This window comes from Streptomyces sp. NPDC047079, from assembly GCF_040643755.1.
Lineage (GTDB): Bacteria > Actinomycetota > Actinomycetes > Streptomycetales > Streptomycetaceae > Streptomyces.
This window is the reverse complement of the sequence record NZ_JBEYUZ010000001.1, coordinates 388,413-403,663: the sequence shown is the minus strand read 5'-3', so window position 1 is coordinate 403,663 and position 15,251 is coordinate 388,413. Positions and strand designations below refer to the sequence as shown.

Sequence of the window (15,251 nt, the reverse complement as noted above, 5' to 3'; positions counted from 1 at the left end):
CTGGGGCGCCACGGCCCCCGGTTCCCGTCCCTCGACGCCCGGCGGGCGCCCGATCAGTCCTGCGGGTGGTGGGCCGGGATCGGCGGCAGGTCGCCCGTGGTCTCGTAGGCCGAGAGCATGTCGATGCGCCGCACATGCCGCTCGTCGCCCGAGAACGGCGTGTTCAGGAACGTCTCGACGAACCTCGTCGCCTCATCCTGCGTGTGCATCCGCGCACCCACCGCGACGACGTTCGCGTTGTTGTGCTGCCGGCCGAGCGACGCCGTCTCCTCGCTCCAGGCGAGGGCCGCCCGTACGCCCTTCACCTTGTTCGCGGCGATCTGCTCGCCGTTGCCCGAGCCGCCGATCACGATGCCCAGGGAGTCGGGGTCCGCGGCGGTGCGCTCCGCCGCACGGAGGCAGAACGGCGGGTAGTCGTCCTGGGCGTCGTAGATGTGGGGCCCGCAGTCGACGGGCTCATGGCCGGCGGACTTGAGCCACTCGACGAGGTGGTTCTTCAGTTCGAAACCGGCATGGTCGGAGCCGAGATACACGCGCATGATCCGAGTGTGTCACGCCCCCCATCGATCGGCTTCGCGGGGGTTCCGCCCGGAAAAGGTGTGAGCTACACCATTGAAGCTCAAGAAAACCTCAAGTAACAATCCGGATTCAAAGGTTTCCGAATTCCTTCGCCTCGGATTCACTGGACCGGCTCGTACACCGCTCGTATGAGCCCCCGTACTCCCGCGTGCTCCGCCCGTACGGGGCCCGTGTGCGTACGGGCGTGTGTCCCCCACACCCCCCGTACACCCGGCTCAAAGGAAATACCCTTCATGACCTCGCAGCCGACCCCCACCAAGGCCGGACAAGCCCCCGACCGCGCCGGAGAACCCGACGGCGGCCTCCAGGCCGGACTCAAGAACCGTCATCTGTCGATGATCGCTATCGGCGGTGTCATCGGCGCCGGCCTGTTCGTCGGATCCAGCAGCGGAATCGCCACCGCAGGCCCCGGCATCCTGCTCTCGTACGCCCTCGTCGGCACGCTCGTGGTGCTGGTGATGCGCATGCTGGGCGAGATGTCCGCCGCGAACCCCACCTCCGGCTCCTTCTCCGCGCACGCGGACCGCGCGCTCGGCCGCTGGGCCGGCTTCTCGATCGGCTGGCTGTACTGGTTCTTCTGGGTGGTCGTGCTCGCCGTGGAGGCGACCGCGGGCGCCAAGATCCTCGAGGGCTGGATCCCGGCCGTGCCCCAGTGGGGCTGGGCCCTCATCGTCATGGTCGTGCTGACCGCGACCAACCTGGTCTCCGTCGGCTCCTACGGTGAGTTCGAGTTCTGGTTCGCCGGGATCAAGGTCGTGGCGATCGGCGCCTTCATCGTCGTCGGCGCCCTCGCCGTCTTCGGTGTGCTGCCCGGTGTGCACAGCGACAAGGCGGGGCTGGACAACCTGACCTCCCACGGCGGCTTCCTCCCGCACGGGCCCGGGGCGATCCTCACCGGTGTGCTGCTCGTCGTCTTCTCCTTCATGGGCAGCGAGATCGCCACGCTGGCGGCCGGTGAGTCCGAGGACCCGCAGCGTGCGGTGACCAAATCCACCAACAGCATCATCTGGCGCATCGGCGTCTTCTACCTGGGCTCGATCCTCGTGGTCGTCTCCCTGCTGCCGTGGAACGACCCGGCGATCAAGGACCAGGGCTCGTACGTCGCCGCCCTGGACTCCCTCGGCATCGCGCACGCCGGGCAGATCATGAACTTCATCGTGCTGACGTCGGTGCTGTCCTGTCTGAACTCCGGCCTCTACACGGCCTCCCGCATGGCCTTCTCGCTCGGCCGGCGCGGCGACGCGCCGAAGGCCTTCGCCCGGACCACCAGCCGTGGCGTGCCGATGGCGGCGATCATCTCCTCCGTCCTCTTCGGCTTCGTGGCGGTGTTCTTCAACTACAAGTTCCCGGACTCGGTCTTCCTCTTCCTGGTCAACTCCAGCGGTGCGGTCGCCCTGTTCGTCTGGCTGGTGATCTGCTTCTCGCAGCTGCGGATGCGGAAGATCATCCAGCGTGAGGCGCCCGAGAAGCTGATCGTGAAGATGTGGCTGTACCCGTACCTGACCTGGGCCGCTGCCGCACTGATCGTCTTCGTCCTCGGCTACATGCTGACGGACACGGAGCACGACGGACGGGAGACGGTGCTGCTGTCGCTGCTCGTGGCGGCGATCGTGCTCGTGATCGCCGTGGTGAAGGAGAAGCTGGGCGGCGGCCGGACCGCGGAGCCGGTCGCCGACGCGGAGCAGGCGCGGGCGGAGGTCGGTGCCTGACCGCCGTGTGAGCGTCGAGAAGGGCCCCGCGGCATATGCCGCGGGGCCCTTTCGCTTGTGGTGGCGCCGGGGCGGGTCCCGGCGGGGGCGGTCGTGCCGGGCGCGACACGGGCCCGGATCGTTTCCCACCTGACGGCCGATGTCAGGTCCTGCCGCCATGCTGGGGATCATGGACCTCCTGAAAAGCTCCACGGACCAGCTCGTCCTCCGCCCCGGTGACGCCGGCTACGAGGAGGAGCTCTCCGGCTTCCAGACGGGTTTCACCCTGCGGCCCGACGTGGTCTTCGCCGCCTCCTCGGCGCGGGACGTGGCCGCCGCGGTCACCTACGCTGCCGAGCGGGGGCTCCCGGTCGGCGTCCAGGCCACCGGGCACGGGCTGCCGGGTGACGCGGACGGCGGCGTCCTGATCACGACGAAGCGCATGGACGGTGTCGTCGTCGACCCCGAGACCCGCACCGTCCGCGTCCAGGCGGGTGTGCGCTGGGGGCAGGTCGTGGCCGCCGCCGTGCCGCACGGGCTCGCGCCGTTGAACGGCTCGGCGCCGAGCGTGGGCGCCGTCTCCTACACCCTGAGTGGCGGCCTCGGCATTCTCGCCCGTCAGTTCGGCTACGCGGCCGACCACGTGCGCTCCCTGGACGTCGTCACCGCGGACGGCCGTCCGCGTACCGTGACCCGCGCCGACGACCCCGATCTGTACGGGGCCCTGCTCGGCGCGGGTCACGCCTTCGGCGTGGTCACCGAGCTGGAGATGGACCTCGTCCCGGTGCCCCGCCTGTACGGCGGGGCCCTCTCCTTCGACGGGCACGCCGTGGACCCGGCGGCCGTCCTGCGCGCCTACAAGAAGTGGACGGAGAGCGTTCCCGAGGAACTGACGTCGTCCCTCTCCGCGGTCGCCTGTCCGGACATCCCGGCGCTGCCCCCGCAGCTGCGCGGCCGGTATGTCGTCTCGGTCCGCATCGCCCACAGCGGCGCCGACGGCGAGCGACTCGTCGCCCCGCTGCGGGAGATCGGCCCGGCGCTCGAGGACTCGCTGCGCGACATGCCGTACGCCGACAGCCACACCATCCACCGGGACCCCGAATTCCCGCACACGTACTACGGGGACAGCGCGGTGCTCGACCACCTCGATGTGGAGGCGGGCGCCCGCGTCATGGCGCGCACCGGACCGGACGCGCCGTCCATGTGCGTGCTCCAGATCAACCATCTGGGCGGCGCACTGGCGAAACAGGCCCCCAACTGCGTACCGCACCGCGCGGGACGCTATCTGCTGCGGCTGCTCACGATGGACACCCGTGAGGCCGCGCGGGCGGTGCTGGATCCGGCGTTGGCCGAGGTGGCGTCGTGGAGGACCGGGCGCGCACTCAATTTCGCGTTCGGAGCGGGAGACCGTACGGAGGGCCTGTACGACGCCGGAACGCACAAGAGGCTCGCCGGGCTGAAGATGCGATACGACCCGGCGAACCTCTTCCGCAGGAACTACGGCGACTTCGGCGTCACTTCCTGACGGGTGTCACTTCCCGAAAGGCTTCCCGACGGTGCCACTTCCCGAAAGCGTCACTTCCGCACGAGCTTCCAGGCGGTGGGCAGCAGGCCCATCGCCAGGGCCGCCTTCAGGGCGTCGCCGATCAGGAAGGGGGTAAGCCCGGCCGCGATCGCGGCGGTCGCGGACATGTGGGTCGCCAGGGCCAGATACGGGACGCCGACCGCGTAGATGATCGCCTCGCCCAGCAGCATCGCGCCGGCCGTGCGCAGCATCGAGCGGTCGGCGCCGCGGCGGGCCAGGGCGCCCACGACGGCGGAGGCGAGCAGCATGCCCAGGATGTAGCCGAAGGAGGGGGCGGCTGCGCCGGAGCCGCCGCCGGCGAACCACGGCACGCCGGCGGCACCGGCCAGCGCGTACAGGGCGAGCGAGAGGAAACCGCGGCCGGCGCCGAGGGAGGTGCCCACGAGAAGCGCGGCGAAGGTCTGTCCGGTCACCGGCACCGGCGAGCCCGGAACGGGGACCGAGAGCTGCGCGGCGAGCCCGGTGACCACGGCACCGCCGACCACGAGGGCGACGTCGCGCACACGGGAGGCGGGGAGCAGGTCGGCGAGGACCTCGCCGGGGCGGGCAACTGTGGCGGTGGCGGTGCTCATGGGAACTCACTCCGGCGGTGGGGACGGTTCGGGACACCGTGACGCTATCCCAGGGCCGCCCAAGCGATCACCGTCAGCGCTCGACAAAGGCAGGATCGCGGAGTTGGTGGGCTGTGCACAAAAGCTGGGGCCTACACGTGATGTGGCGTGATTCCGGTCACTGAGGTGGGGCGGTGACCCACAAGCGCCCGGCCCGAGGGGCGACTGTAGGGTTTCGCCAACCGGTGATCGCTCGTCGCCCGCCGACCCGCGAGGTCGGCGTCCCGGCCGTCCGCCGCCCTCGCGTATGAGGCCTCGCCCGGCACGACGACCGGCGCGTAACCGTGGATTCACATTCCGCACAGTCGGCGTCCGCATAGTGGGCGGTCTCTTCGCCGGAGCGGGGAGGCTGCCCAGACTGTGGGAGTTTTTGCCCGACTCATGCACTTGGACGAGGCGCGCCCCATGCCCAGCACCACAGTCGAGACCCCGCCCGAGAGCGGCGTCTCCCTCTCCCACGGCCTGAAGCAGCGCCATCTGTCGATGATCGCCCTCGGCGGTGTGATCGGCGCGGGCCTGTTCGTCGGCTCCGGCGCGGGCATCGCCGCCGCCGGTCCGTCGATCGTGATCGCGTACGCCGTCTCCGGGCTGCTCGTCATGCTGGTGATGCGGATGCTCGGCGAGATGTCGGCCGCCCACCCCTCCTCGGGCTCCTTCTCGGCGCACGCCGAGCGCGCGATCGGCCCCTGGGCGGGCTTCACCGCGGGCTGGTCGTTCTGGGTGCTGCTGTGCACGGCCGTCGGTCTGGAGGGCATCGGCGCCGCGAAGATCGTCGCCGGCTGGCTGCCGGGGACGCCCGAGTGGGCGTGGGTGGCCCTGTTCATGGTGGTCTTCTGCGGTGCGAATTTGGCCGCGGTGAAGAACTTCGGTGAGTTCGAGTTCTGGTTCGCGGCCCTCAAGGTCGGTGCGATCACGTTGTTCCTGGTGCTCGGCGGGCTGGCGATCGCCGGCGTGCTGCCCGGCACCGACTCCCCGGGCGCCTCGAACCTCACCGACTTCCTGCCCCACGGCAGCGAGGGCTTCGTCATCGGCCTGCTCGCGTCGGTGTTCGCGTACGGCGGTCTGGAGACCGTCACCATCGCCGCGGCCGAGTCCCCGGACCCGGTCCGGGGTGTGGCGGGCGCGGTCCGTACGGCGATGTGGCGCATCGCGCTCTTCTACATCGGCTCGATGGCGGTCATCGTCGCCCTCGTCCCGTGGAACGCCAAGGAGGTCGTCGAGAAGGGCCCGTACGTGGCGACCCTGGACCACCTGGGCATTCCGGGGGCCGGCCGGCTGATGAGCGTGGTGGTGCTGGTCGCGCTGCTGTCCGCGATGAACGCCAACATCTACGGCTCCTCGCGCATCGCCTACTCGCTGGTGGAGCGCGGCCAGGGCCCGAAGGCGCTCGGCAGGGTCTCCGGCGGCGTGCCGCGGGTCGCCGTCCTGACCTCGTCGGTGTTCGGCTTCGTGTGTGTCGTCCTCAGCTACTGGCGGCCGAACGACGTCTTCCCGTGGCTGCTGAACATGATCGGCGCGGTGATCCTGGTCGTCTGGTTCTTCATCGCGGTCTCGCAGCTGCGTCTGCGCCGCCGCCTGGAGCGGGAGGCGCCCGAGCGGCTGGTCGTGCGGATGTGGGCCTTCCCGGTACTGACCTGGGTCGCGCTGGCGGGCATGGCGGCGATCTTCGTGCTGATGGCGCGGCAGCCGGACACGCGTGTGCAGCTGTACTCCACGGGCGGCATGACGCTGCTCCTGGCCGCTGTCGGCTACGCCTGGCAGCGGGCGCGCGCCCGGCACTGACGCCTCCTGACACCGAGAAGGCCCCCACGTCGACACGTGGGGGCCTTCTCGTGTTGCCGCCCCGCCCACCCTGCGCCGCCTGTTGTTGCTAGCGTGTACCTGCAAGCTCTTTGCAATAAGAGGTTCGGAAGGGACCCCGCATGCCCGTCTACACGCTGCCCGACCTGCCCTACGACTACTCCGCGCTCGCCCCCGTGATCAGCCCCGAGATCATCGAGCTGCACCACGACAAGCACCACGCGGCGTATGTCAAGGGCGCCAACGACACACTGGAGCAGCTCGCCGAGGCGCGGGAGAAGGAGCGGTGGGGGTCGGTCAACGGCCTGGAGAAGAACCTGGCCTTCCATCTCTCCGGCCACATCCTGCACTCGATCTACTGGCGGAACATGAGCGGTGACGGCGGCGGCGAGCCGCTGGAGAAGGACGGCGTCGGCGAGCTCGCGGACGCCATCGCCGAGTCGTTCGGTTCGTTCACGCAGTTCAAGGCGCAGCTGTCCAAGGCCGCCGCGACCACACAGGGCTCGGGCTGGGGGGTCCTCGCGTACGAACCGCTCAGCGGCCGGCTGATCGTCGAGCAGGTCTACGACCACCAGGGCAACGTCGGCCAGGGGGCCACCCCGATCCTGGTCTTCGACGCCTGGGAGCACGCCTTCTACCTTCAGTACCGCAATCAGAAGGTCGACTTCATCGAGGCGATGTGGCAGGTGGTCGACTGGCAGGACGTCGCCCGGCGCTACACGGCGGCCAGGTCCAGGACCGACGTGCTGCTGCTCGCGCCCTGACGGGCCCCTGAAGCGTCCTGCCGTGATCGTCTTCTCACCGTGTCACCGGCAGGCGGTCAAAGGGAGGACCCCCGCGAGGATGTGACTCGCGGGGGTCTTCCGGTAGCGGGGGCTCCGGGGCATGGTGGCCGAATGCCGATGTACTGCTTCACCTGCGACACCGATCAGCCCCATCGCACGCTCAACCGTGCCGAGCAGGCCTGGCTCGAGGAGCGGCTGGGCCGCGCGGCCGTGCGCGAGTTCCGGATGTGCGAGGCCGTACTGGACGCCGAGACCGGCAAACAGTGCCGCAATCTCCGCACCGGCACGAACAAGAAGCCCTTCGCCCGGTCCATCCGGGTGCCGGTGCTGGAGTGAACACGGCGGCGCTGGCCCGGGGCCGTACGCCCCGGGCCAGCGCCGGGCGTCCTACAGGTTGCTGAAGTCCGGCCCCTTCGTGCGGGTGCGCTTGATCTCGTAGAAGCCCGGGACCGAGGCGACCGCCAGGGTGCCGTCCCACAGCTTCGCGGCCTCCTCGCCCTTGGGGGCGGGCGTGACCACCGGGCCGAAGAAGGCGATCTGCTCGCCGTCGGCACCCGGCACCGCGATCACCGGGGTGCCCACCTCCTGGCCGACCTTCTCGATGCCCTCCTTGTGCGAGGCGCGCAGCTCGGCGTCGAACTCGAAGTCCTCCTGCTCGGCGTAGTCGATCAGGTCCGCGGGCAGGCCGACCTCGTCGAGCGCGGCGGCGACCGCCTCGAGCGTCGGGCCCTCGCCCTGGTTGTGGAAACGGGTACCGAGCGCGGTGTACAGCGGGCCGAGGACGTCGTCGCCGTGCTTCTGCCAGGCCGCGGTCACCACACGCACCGGCTGCCACGCCTTGGTCGCCAGCATCTCCCGGTATTCCTCCGGCAGCTGGTCCAGCTTGTCCTCGTTGAGCACGGCGAGGCTCATGATGTGCCAGCGGACCTCGATGTCCCGGACCTTCTCCACTTCCAGGACCCAGCGCGAGGTCATCCAGGCCCAGGGGCACAGCGGGTCGAACCAGAAGTCGACGGGGGTCTTGCCGGAAGCGGTCACGGTCTCGGACATGACTCTCCTAAAAACGCGGTCGTTTACGGGGCAACGTCAGAGGTCGCCCGGGCCATTCCCGGAAACCCCCACGAGGTGCGCCCCCGTACCCGGTGTCAGGGGCGCATGGCAGGATCGGTCCTTGTCCGCCGATCCAGTCGACCCAGGGAGTGCCCCCCGTGCCCGGTGAGAACCTGTCCCGCGACGAGGCCCGGGAGCGGGCCGCCCTGCTGTCCGTCGACGGGTACGACGTGTCGCTCGACCTGCGCTCCGCCGTGGGCGAGGCATCCGGCGCCGGGGAGGGCGAGCCGCGCACGTTCCGTTCGGTCACCACGATCCGCTTCCGCTGCGCCGAGCCGGGCGCCACGAGCTTCGCGGACCTGATCGCCCCGAGCGTCACCGCGGTCTCGCTCAACGGCAAGGACCTCGACCCCGGCGAGGTCTTCGACGGCACCCGCATCCTGCTGGAGGACCTGGCCGCCGAGAACGAGCTGGTGGTCGACGCCCGGTGCGCGTACTCCCGCACCGGTGAGGGCCTGCACCGCTTCGTCGACCCGGAGGACGGCGAGGTGTATCTGTACACGCAGTACGAGCCTGCCGACTCGCGCCGCGTCTTCGCGAACTTCGAACAGCCCGACCTCAAGGCCCCCTTCCGCTTCGAGGTCCGCGCCCCCGAGGGCTGGACGGTGTGGAGCAACGGCGCCGGCGAGCGGCACGACGGGGTGTGGCGGTTCGCGGAGACCAAGCCGATCTCCACGTACATCACCTGCGTCGTGGCGGGCCCGTACCACTACGTCACGGACACCTACACCCGCACCCTCGACGACGGCACGACGCTGGAGATCCCCCTCGGCGCGATGTGCCGCAAGGGCCTGGCCAGGCACTTCGACGCGGACGACGTCTTCCTGGTCACCAAGCAGGGCCTGGACTTCTTCCACGACCACTTCGACTATCCGTACCCCTTCGGGAAGTACGACCAGGCGTTCGTGCCGGAGTACAACCTCGGCGCGATGGAGAACCCGGGCCTGGTCACCTTCCGCGAGGAGTACATCTTCCGCGGCAAGGTCACGCAGGCGTCGTACGAGCGCCGGGCCAATGTGATCCTGCACGAGATGGCCCACATGTGGTTCGGCGACCTGGTGACCATGGTGTGGTGGGACGACCTGTGGCTGAAGGAGTCCTTCGCGGACTTCATGGGCTCCTTGTCGCTGGTGGAGGCGACCCGCTTCACCGACGGCTGGATCACCTTCGCCAACAACCGCAAGGCATGGGCCTACCGCGCCGACCAGCTGCCGTCCACGCATCCCGTCACGGCGGACATCCGCGACCTGGAGGACGCCAAGCTCAACTTCGACGGCATCACCTACGCCAAGGGCGCGTCGGTGCTGAAGCAGCTGGTCGCGTACGCGGGGCGGGACGCGTTCCTGGAGGGCGCGCGCCGCTACTTCAAGCGGAACGCCTACGGCAACACGCGCCTCGGCGACCTGCTTTCGGTCCTGGAGGAGACGAGCGGCCGGGACATGAAGGCCTGGGCGCGCTCCTGGCTCCAGACCGCGGGCGTCAACTCGCTCACCCCGCAGGTGCTGTTGGACGCCGACGGCCGGATCGCCGAGCTGTCCGTGCTCCAGGAGGCGCAGGAGTCGGCTGCGTCCGAACATGCGGCTCCGCCGCGTGACGAACTGCGGCCGCACCGGGTGGCGGTGGGCCTGTACCGGAGTCAGGGAGACGCGCTCGTCCGGTACGCGCGCGCCGAGGCGGACGTGCACGGTCCGCGTACGGTGGTCCGCGAACTGGCGGGCGCCGACGCCCCGGAGCTGGTCCTCGTCAACGACGACGACCTCACGTACTGCAAGATCCGCTTCGACGAGACCTCGCTCGCGACCCTGAGGGACCGTCTCGGCTTCGTCACCGACCCCCTCGCGCGGGCGCTGTGCTGGTCGGCGCTGTGGAATCTGACCCGGGACGCGCTGTTGCCGGCGCGGGACTTCATCGACCTGGTGCTCCGGTTCGCCGGGCGGGAGACCGACATCGGCGTGCTCCAGATGCTGCACAACTGGGCGCTCTCGGCACTGACGCACTACGCGGCGCCCGAGTGGCGGGAGACCGGCGGCCGGCTGCTGGCCGGGGGCGCGCTGTCGGAGCTGCGGCGCGCGGAGCCGGGCGGCCAGCACCAGCTGACGTGGGCGCGGTTCTTCGCGGCGGTGGCCGGGGACGAGGACGATTTCCAGCTGCTGCGGGAGCTGCTCGAGGGCACGGCGCAGATCGACGGTCTGGACGTGGACCAGGAGCTGCGCTGGGCGTTCCTGGAGCCGCTGGCCGCGCACGGGACGGTGGACGAGTCGGTGCTCGCGGCGGAGCTGGCCCGCGACGACACGGCCTCCGGGAAGCGCCACCAGGTGCGCTGCCTGGCCGCGCGCCCCTCGGCGGCGGTGAAGGCCCAGGCGTGGGCGCAGGTCGTCGAGTCGGACGCGCTGTCGAACGCGCTGGTGGAGGCGACCATCGCGGGCTTTGTGCAGCCGTCGCAGCGGGAGCTGCTCGCGCCGTACGCGGCGCGGTACTTCGCGGCGATCGACCGGGTGTGGGCCGAGCGCTCCATCCAGATCGGGATGGACGTGGTCAGGGGCCTGTTCCCCGCGCTCCAGGACTCCCCGGAGACGCTCGACGCGACGGACGCGTGGCTGTCGGCGCACGAGGACGCACCGCCCGCGCTGCGGAGGCTGGTGCTGGAGGCGCGCGACGACCTGGCGCGAGCCCTGCGCGGGCAGGCGTGCGACGCGGAGGCGGCCGGCTAGTGCCCCGGAGGCCGGGCCTCGGGGGCCGGGCCTCCGGGGGGCCGGGCCTCGGGGAGGGGCCCGGGGAAACGGCGGGGAAGAGGTACTGGGAAACGACAGTTACGAAATACGAGTATCGGAACCCGTAACCCGTCGTTCCGCCCGCCCGGACCAGCCCCTTTCGGCAGTCGAACGTCCGTACTTTAGCTGTAGATTGTCCGGATTTGTCGACAGGTAGGTAACAGCGGTTAGCGGGCGGATCGGACGCGGGAACTCCGGGGTCATGAACCACAACACCCCGCTCTCCCCCCGCCCCCTCCGCCATCTGTCGCAGGTGCAGCGCCGGGTGCTGACCACCGCTCAGCTGCGCGCCCACGGTGTGACGGCCGCCGAGGCCGCCGAGCACGCCCGGCCCGGCGGCCCCTGGCAGCAGTTCCTTCCGGGCGTGTACCTGCTGCACCAGGGACCGCCGACCTCCGAGGAACGCCTGCACGCGGTGCTGCTCTACGCGACCCGCTCGCCGCTCACCGCCACGGCCGCCGGCGTCCCCTCGCAGCCGGACGCGAACGGCCCGCACGCCCCGCTGCGCTACCCAGACGCGATGATCACCGGCCTGGCCGCGCTGAGCCTGTACGGCTTCTCCGGCGCCCCCACACTGCCGTCCCTCGAGAAGATCGACGTCCTCGTGTCGCGGCCGCGGCGGCTGCGCAGCACCGGCTGCGCGCGGGTGATCCGCACCCCGCTGCTGCCCGCCGCGCAGTCGGTGACCGGCCTGCCGGTGGCGCCGGTCCCGCGCGCGCTGGCCGACGCGGTGGACCGGCTGCCGGACGCGGGCGCGGTGCGCCGGCTGCTGACCGAGGCCGTGCGCGGGGGCCACTGCGAACCGGCCGCGGTGGTACGGGAACTGAACCAGGCGAGGCTCCTGAGCCGCCCGCATGTGGTGGACGCGGTGGACTCGCTGCTGGCGGAGGGCCGGGCGATCGCGGAGGACCGCCTGTACCGGATGGTGCGCGAGTACGGCCTCCCGGACCCGGTCTGGAACGTGGACCTCAGGCTCCCCGGCGGTCCCTGCCTCGGCGGCCTGGACGCGTACTGGCCCGAGCAGGCCGTGGCGGTCGAGCTGGACACCCGCGCCCCACGTCAGGGCCACCGGCAGGACGAGGACGCGCTGTGGTCGGAGTACGCCCGCAAACGCGAGCACCTGGAGCGGCTCGGGATCACGGTCGTCCACATCACGCCGAGGAAGTTGCGGGACGCGCCCGAGCAGCAGGCGACGGTGGTCCGCACGGCCCTGATGGCATCGGCGGACCGCGAGCCCGCCGCGTACGTCATGGTGCTGCCTCGGTAGACAGCGGGGGGCAGGGAGTCAGGAGGGGAGAGGAGGGGCCGCCGCCGGGCGGCCCCTCCTCGTTTTCCGTGTCCTTCAGTGCGGCTCGGGCAGGGGAGGCTCCGGAAGGGGCGGCCGGAACGACTCCGTGTGGAAGCGGTCGAGCAGCGCGGCGTACGAGGCGATCATGCGGGTGCGGCTGAAGCGCTCGCGGCTGCGTTCGAGGACCGGTGCCAGATCGGTGCGGGCGGCGACGGCCTCGCCCCAGGCCGTCGCGATCGCATCGGGGTGAGGCGGGGTCAGGAAACCGTGGCCGGCGACGATCGAGGCGCTGTCGCCGACGTCGGTGGAGACCGGGACGGCCCCGCACATCATGCCCTCGATCAGGCAAAGCGGTGCCGCCTCGCCCCAGGCCGAGGTCAGCGCCACCACGTCGGCGGCCGCGTAGACGGTCTCCATGTCGCCCCGGACACCCAGCAGGTGCAGCCGGTCGGCGAGCGCCAGGTCGTCCCCGAACGCGGCGTCGATGTCGGCGTGCAGCCCGGGCTGGCCGACCGTCATGCCGGCGCCGCACATCAGCACCTGCCCGGCGGGCTCCTGCCGCAGCCAGGCCCGGGCGGCCCGCAGGAACAGCGGGACGTTCTTCATGGCGTCGTAGCGGGCCGCGAAGACGACGACCGGCGCGGAGTCCGTGATGCCGAGCGAGGTGCGCAGCCGGAGCCGACGCGCGGGGTCGGGCCTGAAGCGCAGCAGGTCGACACCGTTCGGGATGACGTGCAGCAGCCCGGGCGGAATTCCGGCGGCCTCGTAGGCGGCCCGGGTCGACTCGGCGCAGCAGACGCAGGCCACGACCGTGCCGTCGGCGATCGCGGCCTTCAGCTCGTCGAGCGCCCCGCCCTGGTTCTCCGGGTCCGAGCGGTGCAGGGAGACGATCACCGGGCGGCGGGGCAGGCCCGCCTGGTTGAGCAGGCCGAGCGGCTGCTCCTTCAGCGACAGGATGACGTCGGCGCCCGCCATCGCCCTGGCCGTCGCCGCCAGCTCCGGCCCGGTGAACGGCGTCGGATCGGCACCGAGGCCCCCGGGCAGTCCGGAGGTTCGGCCCAGGGAGGTGACCTCCACCCCGGCGGCGGTGAGGGACCGGTAGCAGGCGTCGTCCTCCATCGCCTGCCGGGTGGCCTCGCGAAGCACCTCTGCGTGGACGCTCAGCACACGGTGGTGCTGACCGCCCTCCTGGAGCCCCAGGACGACATCGCTGTGGAGGATCCGGGCGCCCCCGGAGAAGAAACCGTCGTAGACCGACAGTACGCGCAGTTGGTGCCTCATGAGCACGCGACCACCCGCCTTGCACACATATCGAACCATCCCCGTGAACTGCGGGTTGTCCGATATGAGGCGGCACAGATGTTTCATCGGGATGAACGGCGCGTCTCATGTCCGGGTCGGATGGGTTTACTCCGTAATTCGATCATCCCGGGCCGGGGAGGCCCCGGAATCCGGTGGTCCGCGGAGGGGCCCGATGTGACGATAAGCGGATGACCGAGCCCATCAGCGTGACGATCACGACGGACAACGGACGGCGCTACCTCGTACGGGAGGCCGCCCCTGACGACGAGCCGGGCGTTCTGGCGCTCTTCGAGGCCGCCGGCGCGTACGTCGAGGCGGCCACCGGTCTGCCCTCGGGCCCCGGAGACCTTCAGAGCCTGTACTACAGCCTGCCGCCGGGTGCGGACTGGCAGGACAAGCTGGTCCTGGTGGTGACCGAGGACGGCGGTCCCGTGGTCGGGATCATCGACGCGGTGCGGCGCCATCCGGCACCGGACGTTTGCGCTGTGGGCCTGTTCCTGCTGCATCCGTCGCTGTGGGGCACGGGGACGGGCCGGGCCGTGGCCGGCGCCCTACTGGACCGCGCGGCGGCGTCCGGTGCCACCCGCGTGACGGCGACGGTCCCGGTGGACTGGCCCCGGGGTCGCCGCTTCCTCGCCTCGCTCTCCTTCCGCTTCACGGACCCGGCGCCGCGGGGCCCGGGCACCGCCAACCGGTCGACGGGCCCACGGGAGCCTGCCGTGGAGCGTGCCGAACTGGTGGTCACGCGGCAGGGGTGAACCGCGGGCGTGGTCCGGCCGCTCTCAGCTCCGCGTCGAGACCGGCATCGGGCGGTCCCGCGTCGACACCGGCATCGGGCTTCAGCCCTTCTTCGGGACCAGTGGCAGCGCCGATGTACGTGGATCTTGGGCCACCCGGCGCGTTCACGACCGCTCGTCGAACGGCCGGGAGCGGTCACTCCGCGTTCATGTCCCGGGGCATGGAGGCAGGTTCAGGGGTATCAAGGCCGGCCCCCGGTGAGCGGTGACCGGCCGGTCGCGGGACGCTCGCGCCACAGCGCGAGCCCGATGTCGACGAGCCCGACCCGCCTCAGCTCCGGCACGGTGGCCAGATCCTGCCAGGCCGCCATGTCGGTGGAACCGCCGACCTCGTTGCGGAGGGTGCCGCCCGTGATCCGCCCTTCGTAGACGAGTCGCAGGCCGTGATGGTCGACGGCGCGGCCGAAGCGGTCGCGGAAGCCGCGGCGGACGGAGTCCACGCCGAGCAGGCCGGTGGGTTCGATGAGATAGCCGGTCTCCTCCTCCACCTCCCGCAGAACGGTGTCGTAGGGGTCCTCGCCGTGCTCCGCCCCGCCGCCGGGCAGGGTCCACTCGGGGGTGCCGTCGCGGTCCCACCCCCGGGCGAGCAGAAGCTTGCCGTCGCGAACGCAGACGGCGTAGGCCGCCACCCTCAACTTCTTGCGCACACCGGGACGTTACCCGGCAGAACCGGGGCCGTCAGGCGAATGGGCAGGCGGGAGGCGGCCCGTCACTGCGCGCGCACGCTCGGGGGCTGAGAGCGGGCACTACGCGCGTAGGAAGGTCGGCCGGCACACAGGAATGTCCCTGCCTGTTCCACTACGTCCCCGATGGCGTATGGCGGGATTGCGCCACGGCTCCATCCCGTCCCGGTCAACTCTCCCCAAACATATGCACCTTGGGTAAAGCTGAGCGGTCACCCGGACCCGACATCCGGACGACCGCGGTCAGAACCG

At 71.0% G+C, this 15,251-nt stretch carries 13 protein-coding genes; 8 read left to right on the top strand and 5 right to left on the bottom strand.

From position 1 onward, the window contains the following. Positions 1-53 precede the first annotated feature (53 nt). Positions 54-539 (bottom strand): ribose-5-phosphate isomerase, encoded by a 486-nt coding sequence (locus ABZ823_RS01775; RefSeq protein WP_361652547.1) that lies wholly within the window; start codon positions 537-539, stop codon positions 54-56. A 273-nt stretch (positions 540-812) separates the two neighbouring features. Here ABZ823_RS01775 and ABZ823_RS01770 point away from each other — a divergent pair, with 273 nt between their 5' ends. Together ABZ823_RS01770 and ABZ823_RS01765 are read left to right on the top strand one after the other, a co-directional pair. Beyond that, positions 813-2,288, top strand: coding sequence for an amino acid permease (locus ABZ823_RS01770; RefSeq protein ID WP_361652545.1), 1,476 nt, complete (start codon positions 813-815; stop codon positions 2,286-2,288). A gap of 169 nt (positions 2,289-2,457) precedes the next feature. Further along, positions 2,458-3,792, top strand: coding sequence for an FAD-binding oxidoreductase (locus ABZ823_RS01765; RefSeq protein WP_361652543.1), 1,335 nt, complete (start codon positions 2,458-2,460; stop codon positions 3,790-3,792). A 50-nt stretch (positions 3,793-3,842) separates the two neighbouring features. Here ABZ823_RS01765 and ABZ823_RS01760 read toward each other — a convergent pair whose 3' ends face one another. After that, on the bottom strand, positions 3,843-4,424 hold the full coding sequence (locus ABZ823_RS01760) for a biotin transporter BioY (protein ID WP_361652541.1): 582 nt from the start codon (positions 4,422-4,424) through the stop codon (positions 3,843-3,845). 444 nt (positions 4,425-4,868) lie between these two features. On the opposite strand from ABZ823_RS01760, the gene ABZ823_RS01755 reads away from it, so the two are divergent. From ABZ823_RS01755 to ABZ823_RS01745, 3 genes are all read left to right on the top strand, one after another. Continuing rightward, entirely contained in the window at positions 4,869-6,245 is a 1,377-nt protein-coding gene (locus ABZ823_RS01755; RefSeq protein WP_361652539.1) for an amino acid permease, read from the top strand. A gap of 140 nt (positions 6,246-6,385) precedes the next feature. Further along, on the top strand, positions 6,386-7,027 hold the full coding sequence (locus tag ABZ823_RS01750) for a superoxide dismutase (RefSeq protein ID WP_361652537.1): 642 nt from the start codon (positions 6,386-6,388) through the stop codon (positions 7,025-7,027). A gap of 132 nt (positions 7,028-7,159) precedes the next feature. Further along, on the top strand, positions 7,160-7,384 hold the full coding sequence (locus ABZ823_RS01745) for a hypothetical protein (RefSeq protein ID WP_361652535.1): 225 nt from the start codon (positions 7,160-7,162) through the stop codon (positions 7,382-7,384). Between the two features lie 51 nt (positions 7,385-7,435). Here ABZ823_RS01745 and ABZ823_RS01740 read toward each other — a convergent pair whose 3' ends face one another. Further along, on the bottom strand, positions 7,436-8,098 hold the full coding sequence (locus ABZ823_RS01740; protein ID WP_361652533.1) for a DsbA family protein: 663 nt from the start codon (positions 8,096-8,098) through the stop codon (positions 7,436-7,438). Between the two features lie 158 nt (positions 8,099-8,256). Here ABZ823_RS01740 and pepN point away from each other — a divergent pair, with 158 nt between their 5' ends. Then, the gene (gene pepN / locus ABZ823_RS01735; RefSeq protein ID WP_361652531.1) at positions 8,257-10,869 is read left to right on the top strand and encodes an aminopeptidase N; all 2,613 of its coding nucleotides are present in this window, start codon (positions 8,257-8,259) and stop codon (positions 10,867-10,869) included. A 262-nt stretch (positions 10,870-11,131) separates the two neighbouring features. After that, complete coding sequence (locus ABZ823_RS01730; protein ID WP_361652529.1) at positions 11,132-12,196, top strand: hypothetical protein; 1,065 nt, start codon at positions 11,132-11,134, stop codon at positions 12,194-12,196. A 75-nt stretch (positions 12,197-12,271) separates the two neighbouring features. Here the strand turns inward: ABZ823_RS01730 and ABZ823_RS01725 are convergent, their stop codons facing one another. Beyond that, entirely contained in the window at positions 12,272-13,498 is a 1,227-nt protein-coding gene (locus tag ABZ823_RS01725) for a glycosyltransferase (protein ID WP_361652845.1), read from the bottom strand. Between the two features lie 209 nt (positions 13,499-13,707). On the opposite strand from ABZ823_RS01725, the gene ABZ823_RS01720 reads away from it, so the two are divergent. Then, a complete protein-coding gene (locus tag ABZ823_RS01720) occupies positions 13,708-14,277 on the top strand; it encodes a GNAT family N-acetyltransferase (RefSeq protein WP_361652527.1) in 570 nt (189 codons plus the stop codon). Positions 14,278-14,498: 221 nt separating this feature from the next. On the opposite strand, the gene ABZ823_RS01715 is transcribed toward ABZ823_RS01720, so the two are convergent. Then, positions 14,499-14,963, bottom strand: a complete 465-nt coding sequence (locus tag ABZ823_RS01715) for an NUDIX hydrolase (RefSeq protein WP_361652525.1) — start codon at positions 14,961-14,963, stop codon at positions 14,499-14,501. Positions 14,964-15,251 lie beyond the last annotated feature (288 nt).

Bases quoted from the DNA above. Each gene is read 5' to 3' on its own strand.
- ABZ823_RS01775 (WP_361652547.1), bottom strand. From the start codon at position 539: ATGCGCGTGTATCTCGGCTCCGACCATGCCGGTTTCGAACTGAAGAAC.
- ABZ823_RS01770 (WP_361652545.1), top strand. From the start codon at position 813: ATGACCTCGCAGCCGACCCCCACCAAGGCCGGACAAGCCCCCGACCGC.
- ABZ823_RS01765 (WP_361652543.1), top strand. From the start codon at position 2,458: ATGGACCTCCTGAAAAGCTCCACGGACCAGCTCGTCCTCCGCCCCGGT.
- ABZ823_RS01760 (WP_361652541.1), bottom strand. From the start codon at position 4,424: ATGAGCACCGCCACCGCCACAGTTGCCCGCCCCGGCGAGGTCCTCGCC.
- ABZ823_RS01755 (WP_361652539.1), top strand. From the start codon at position 4,869: ATGCCCAGCACCACAGTCGAGACCCCGCCCGAGAGCGGCGTCTCCCTC.
- ABZ823_RS01750 (WP_361652537.1), top strand. From the start codon at position 6,386: ATGCCCGTCTACACGCTGCCCGACCTGCCCTACGACTACTCCGCGCTC.
- ABZ823_RS01745 (WP_361652535.1), top strand. From the start codon at position 7,160: ATGCCGATGTACTGCTTCACCTGCGACACCGATCAGCCCCATCGCACG.
- ABZ823_RS01740 (WP_361652533.1), bottom strand. From the start codon at position 8,098: ATGTCCGAGACCGTGACCGCTTCCGGCAAGACCCCCGTCGACTTCTGG.
- ABZ823_RS01730 (WP_361652529.1), top strand. From the start codon at position 11,132: ATGAACCACAACACCCCGCTCTCCCCCCGCCCCCTCCGCCATCTGTCG.
- ABZ823_RS01725 (WP_361652845.1), bottom strand. From the start codon at position 13,498: ATGAGGCACCAACTGCGCGTACTGTCGGTCTACGACGGTTTCTTCTCC.
- ABZ823_RS01720 (WP_361652527.1), top strand. From the start codon at position 13,708: ATGACCGAGCCCATCAGCGTGACGATCACGACGGACAACGGACGGCGC.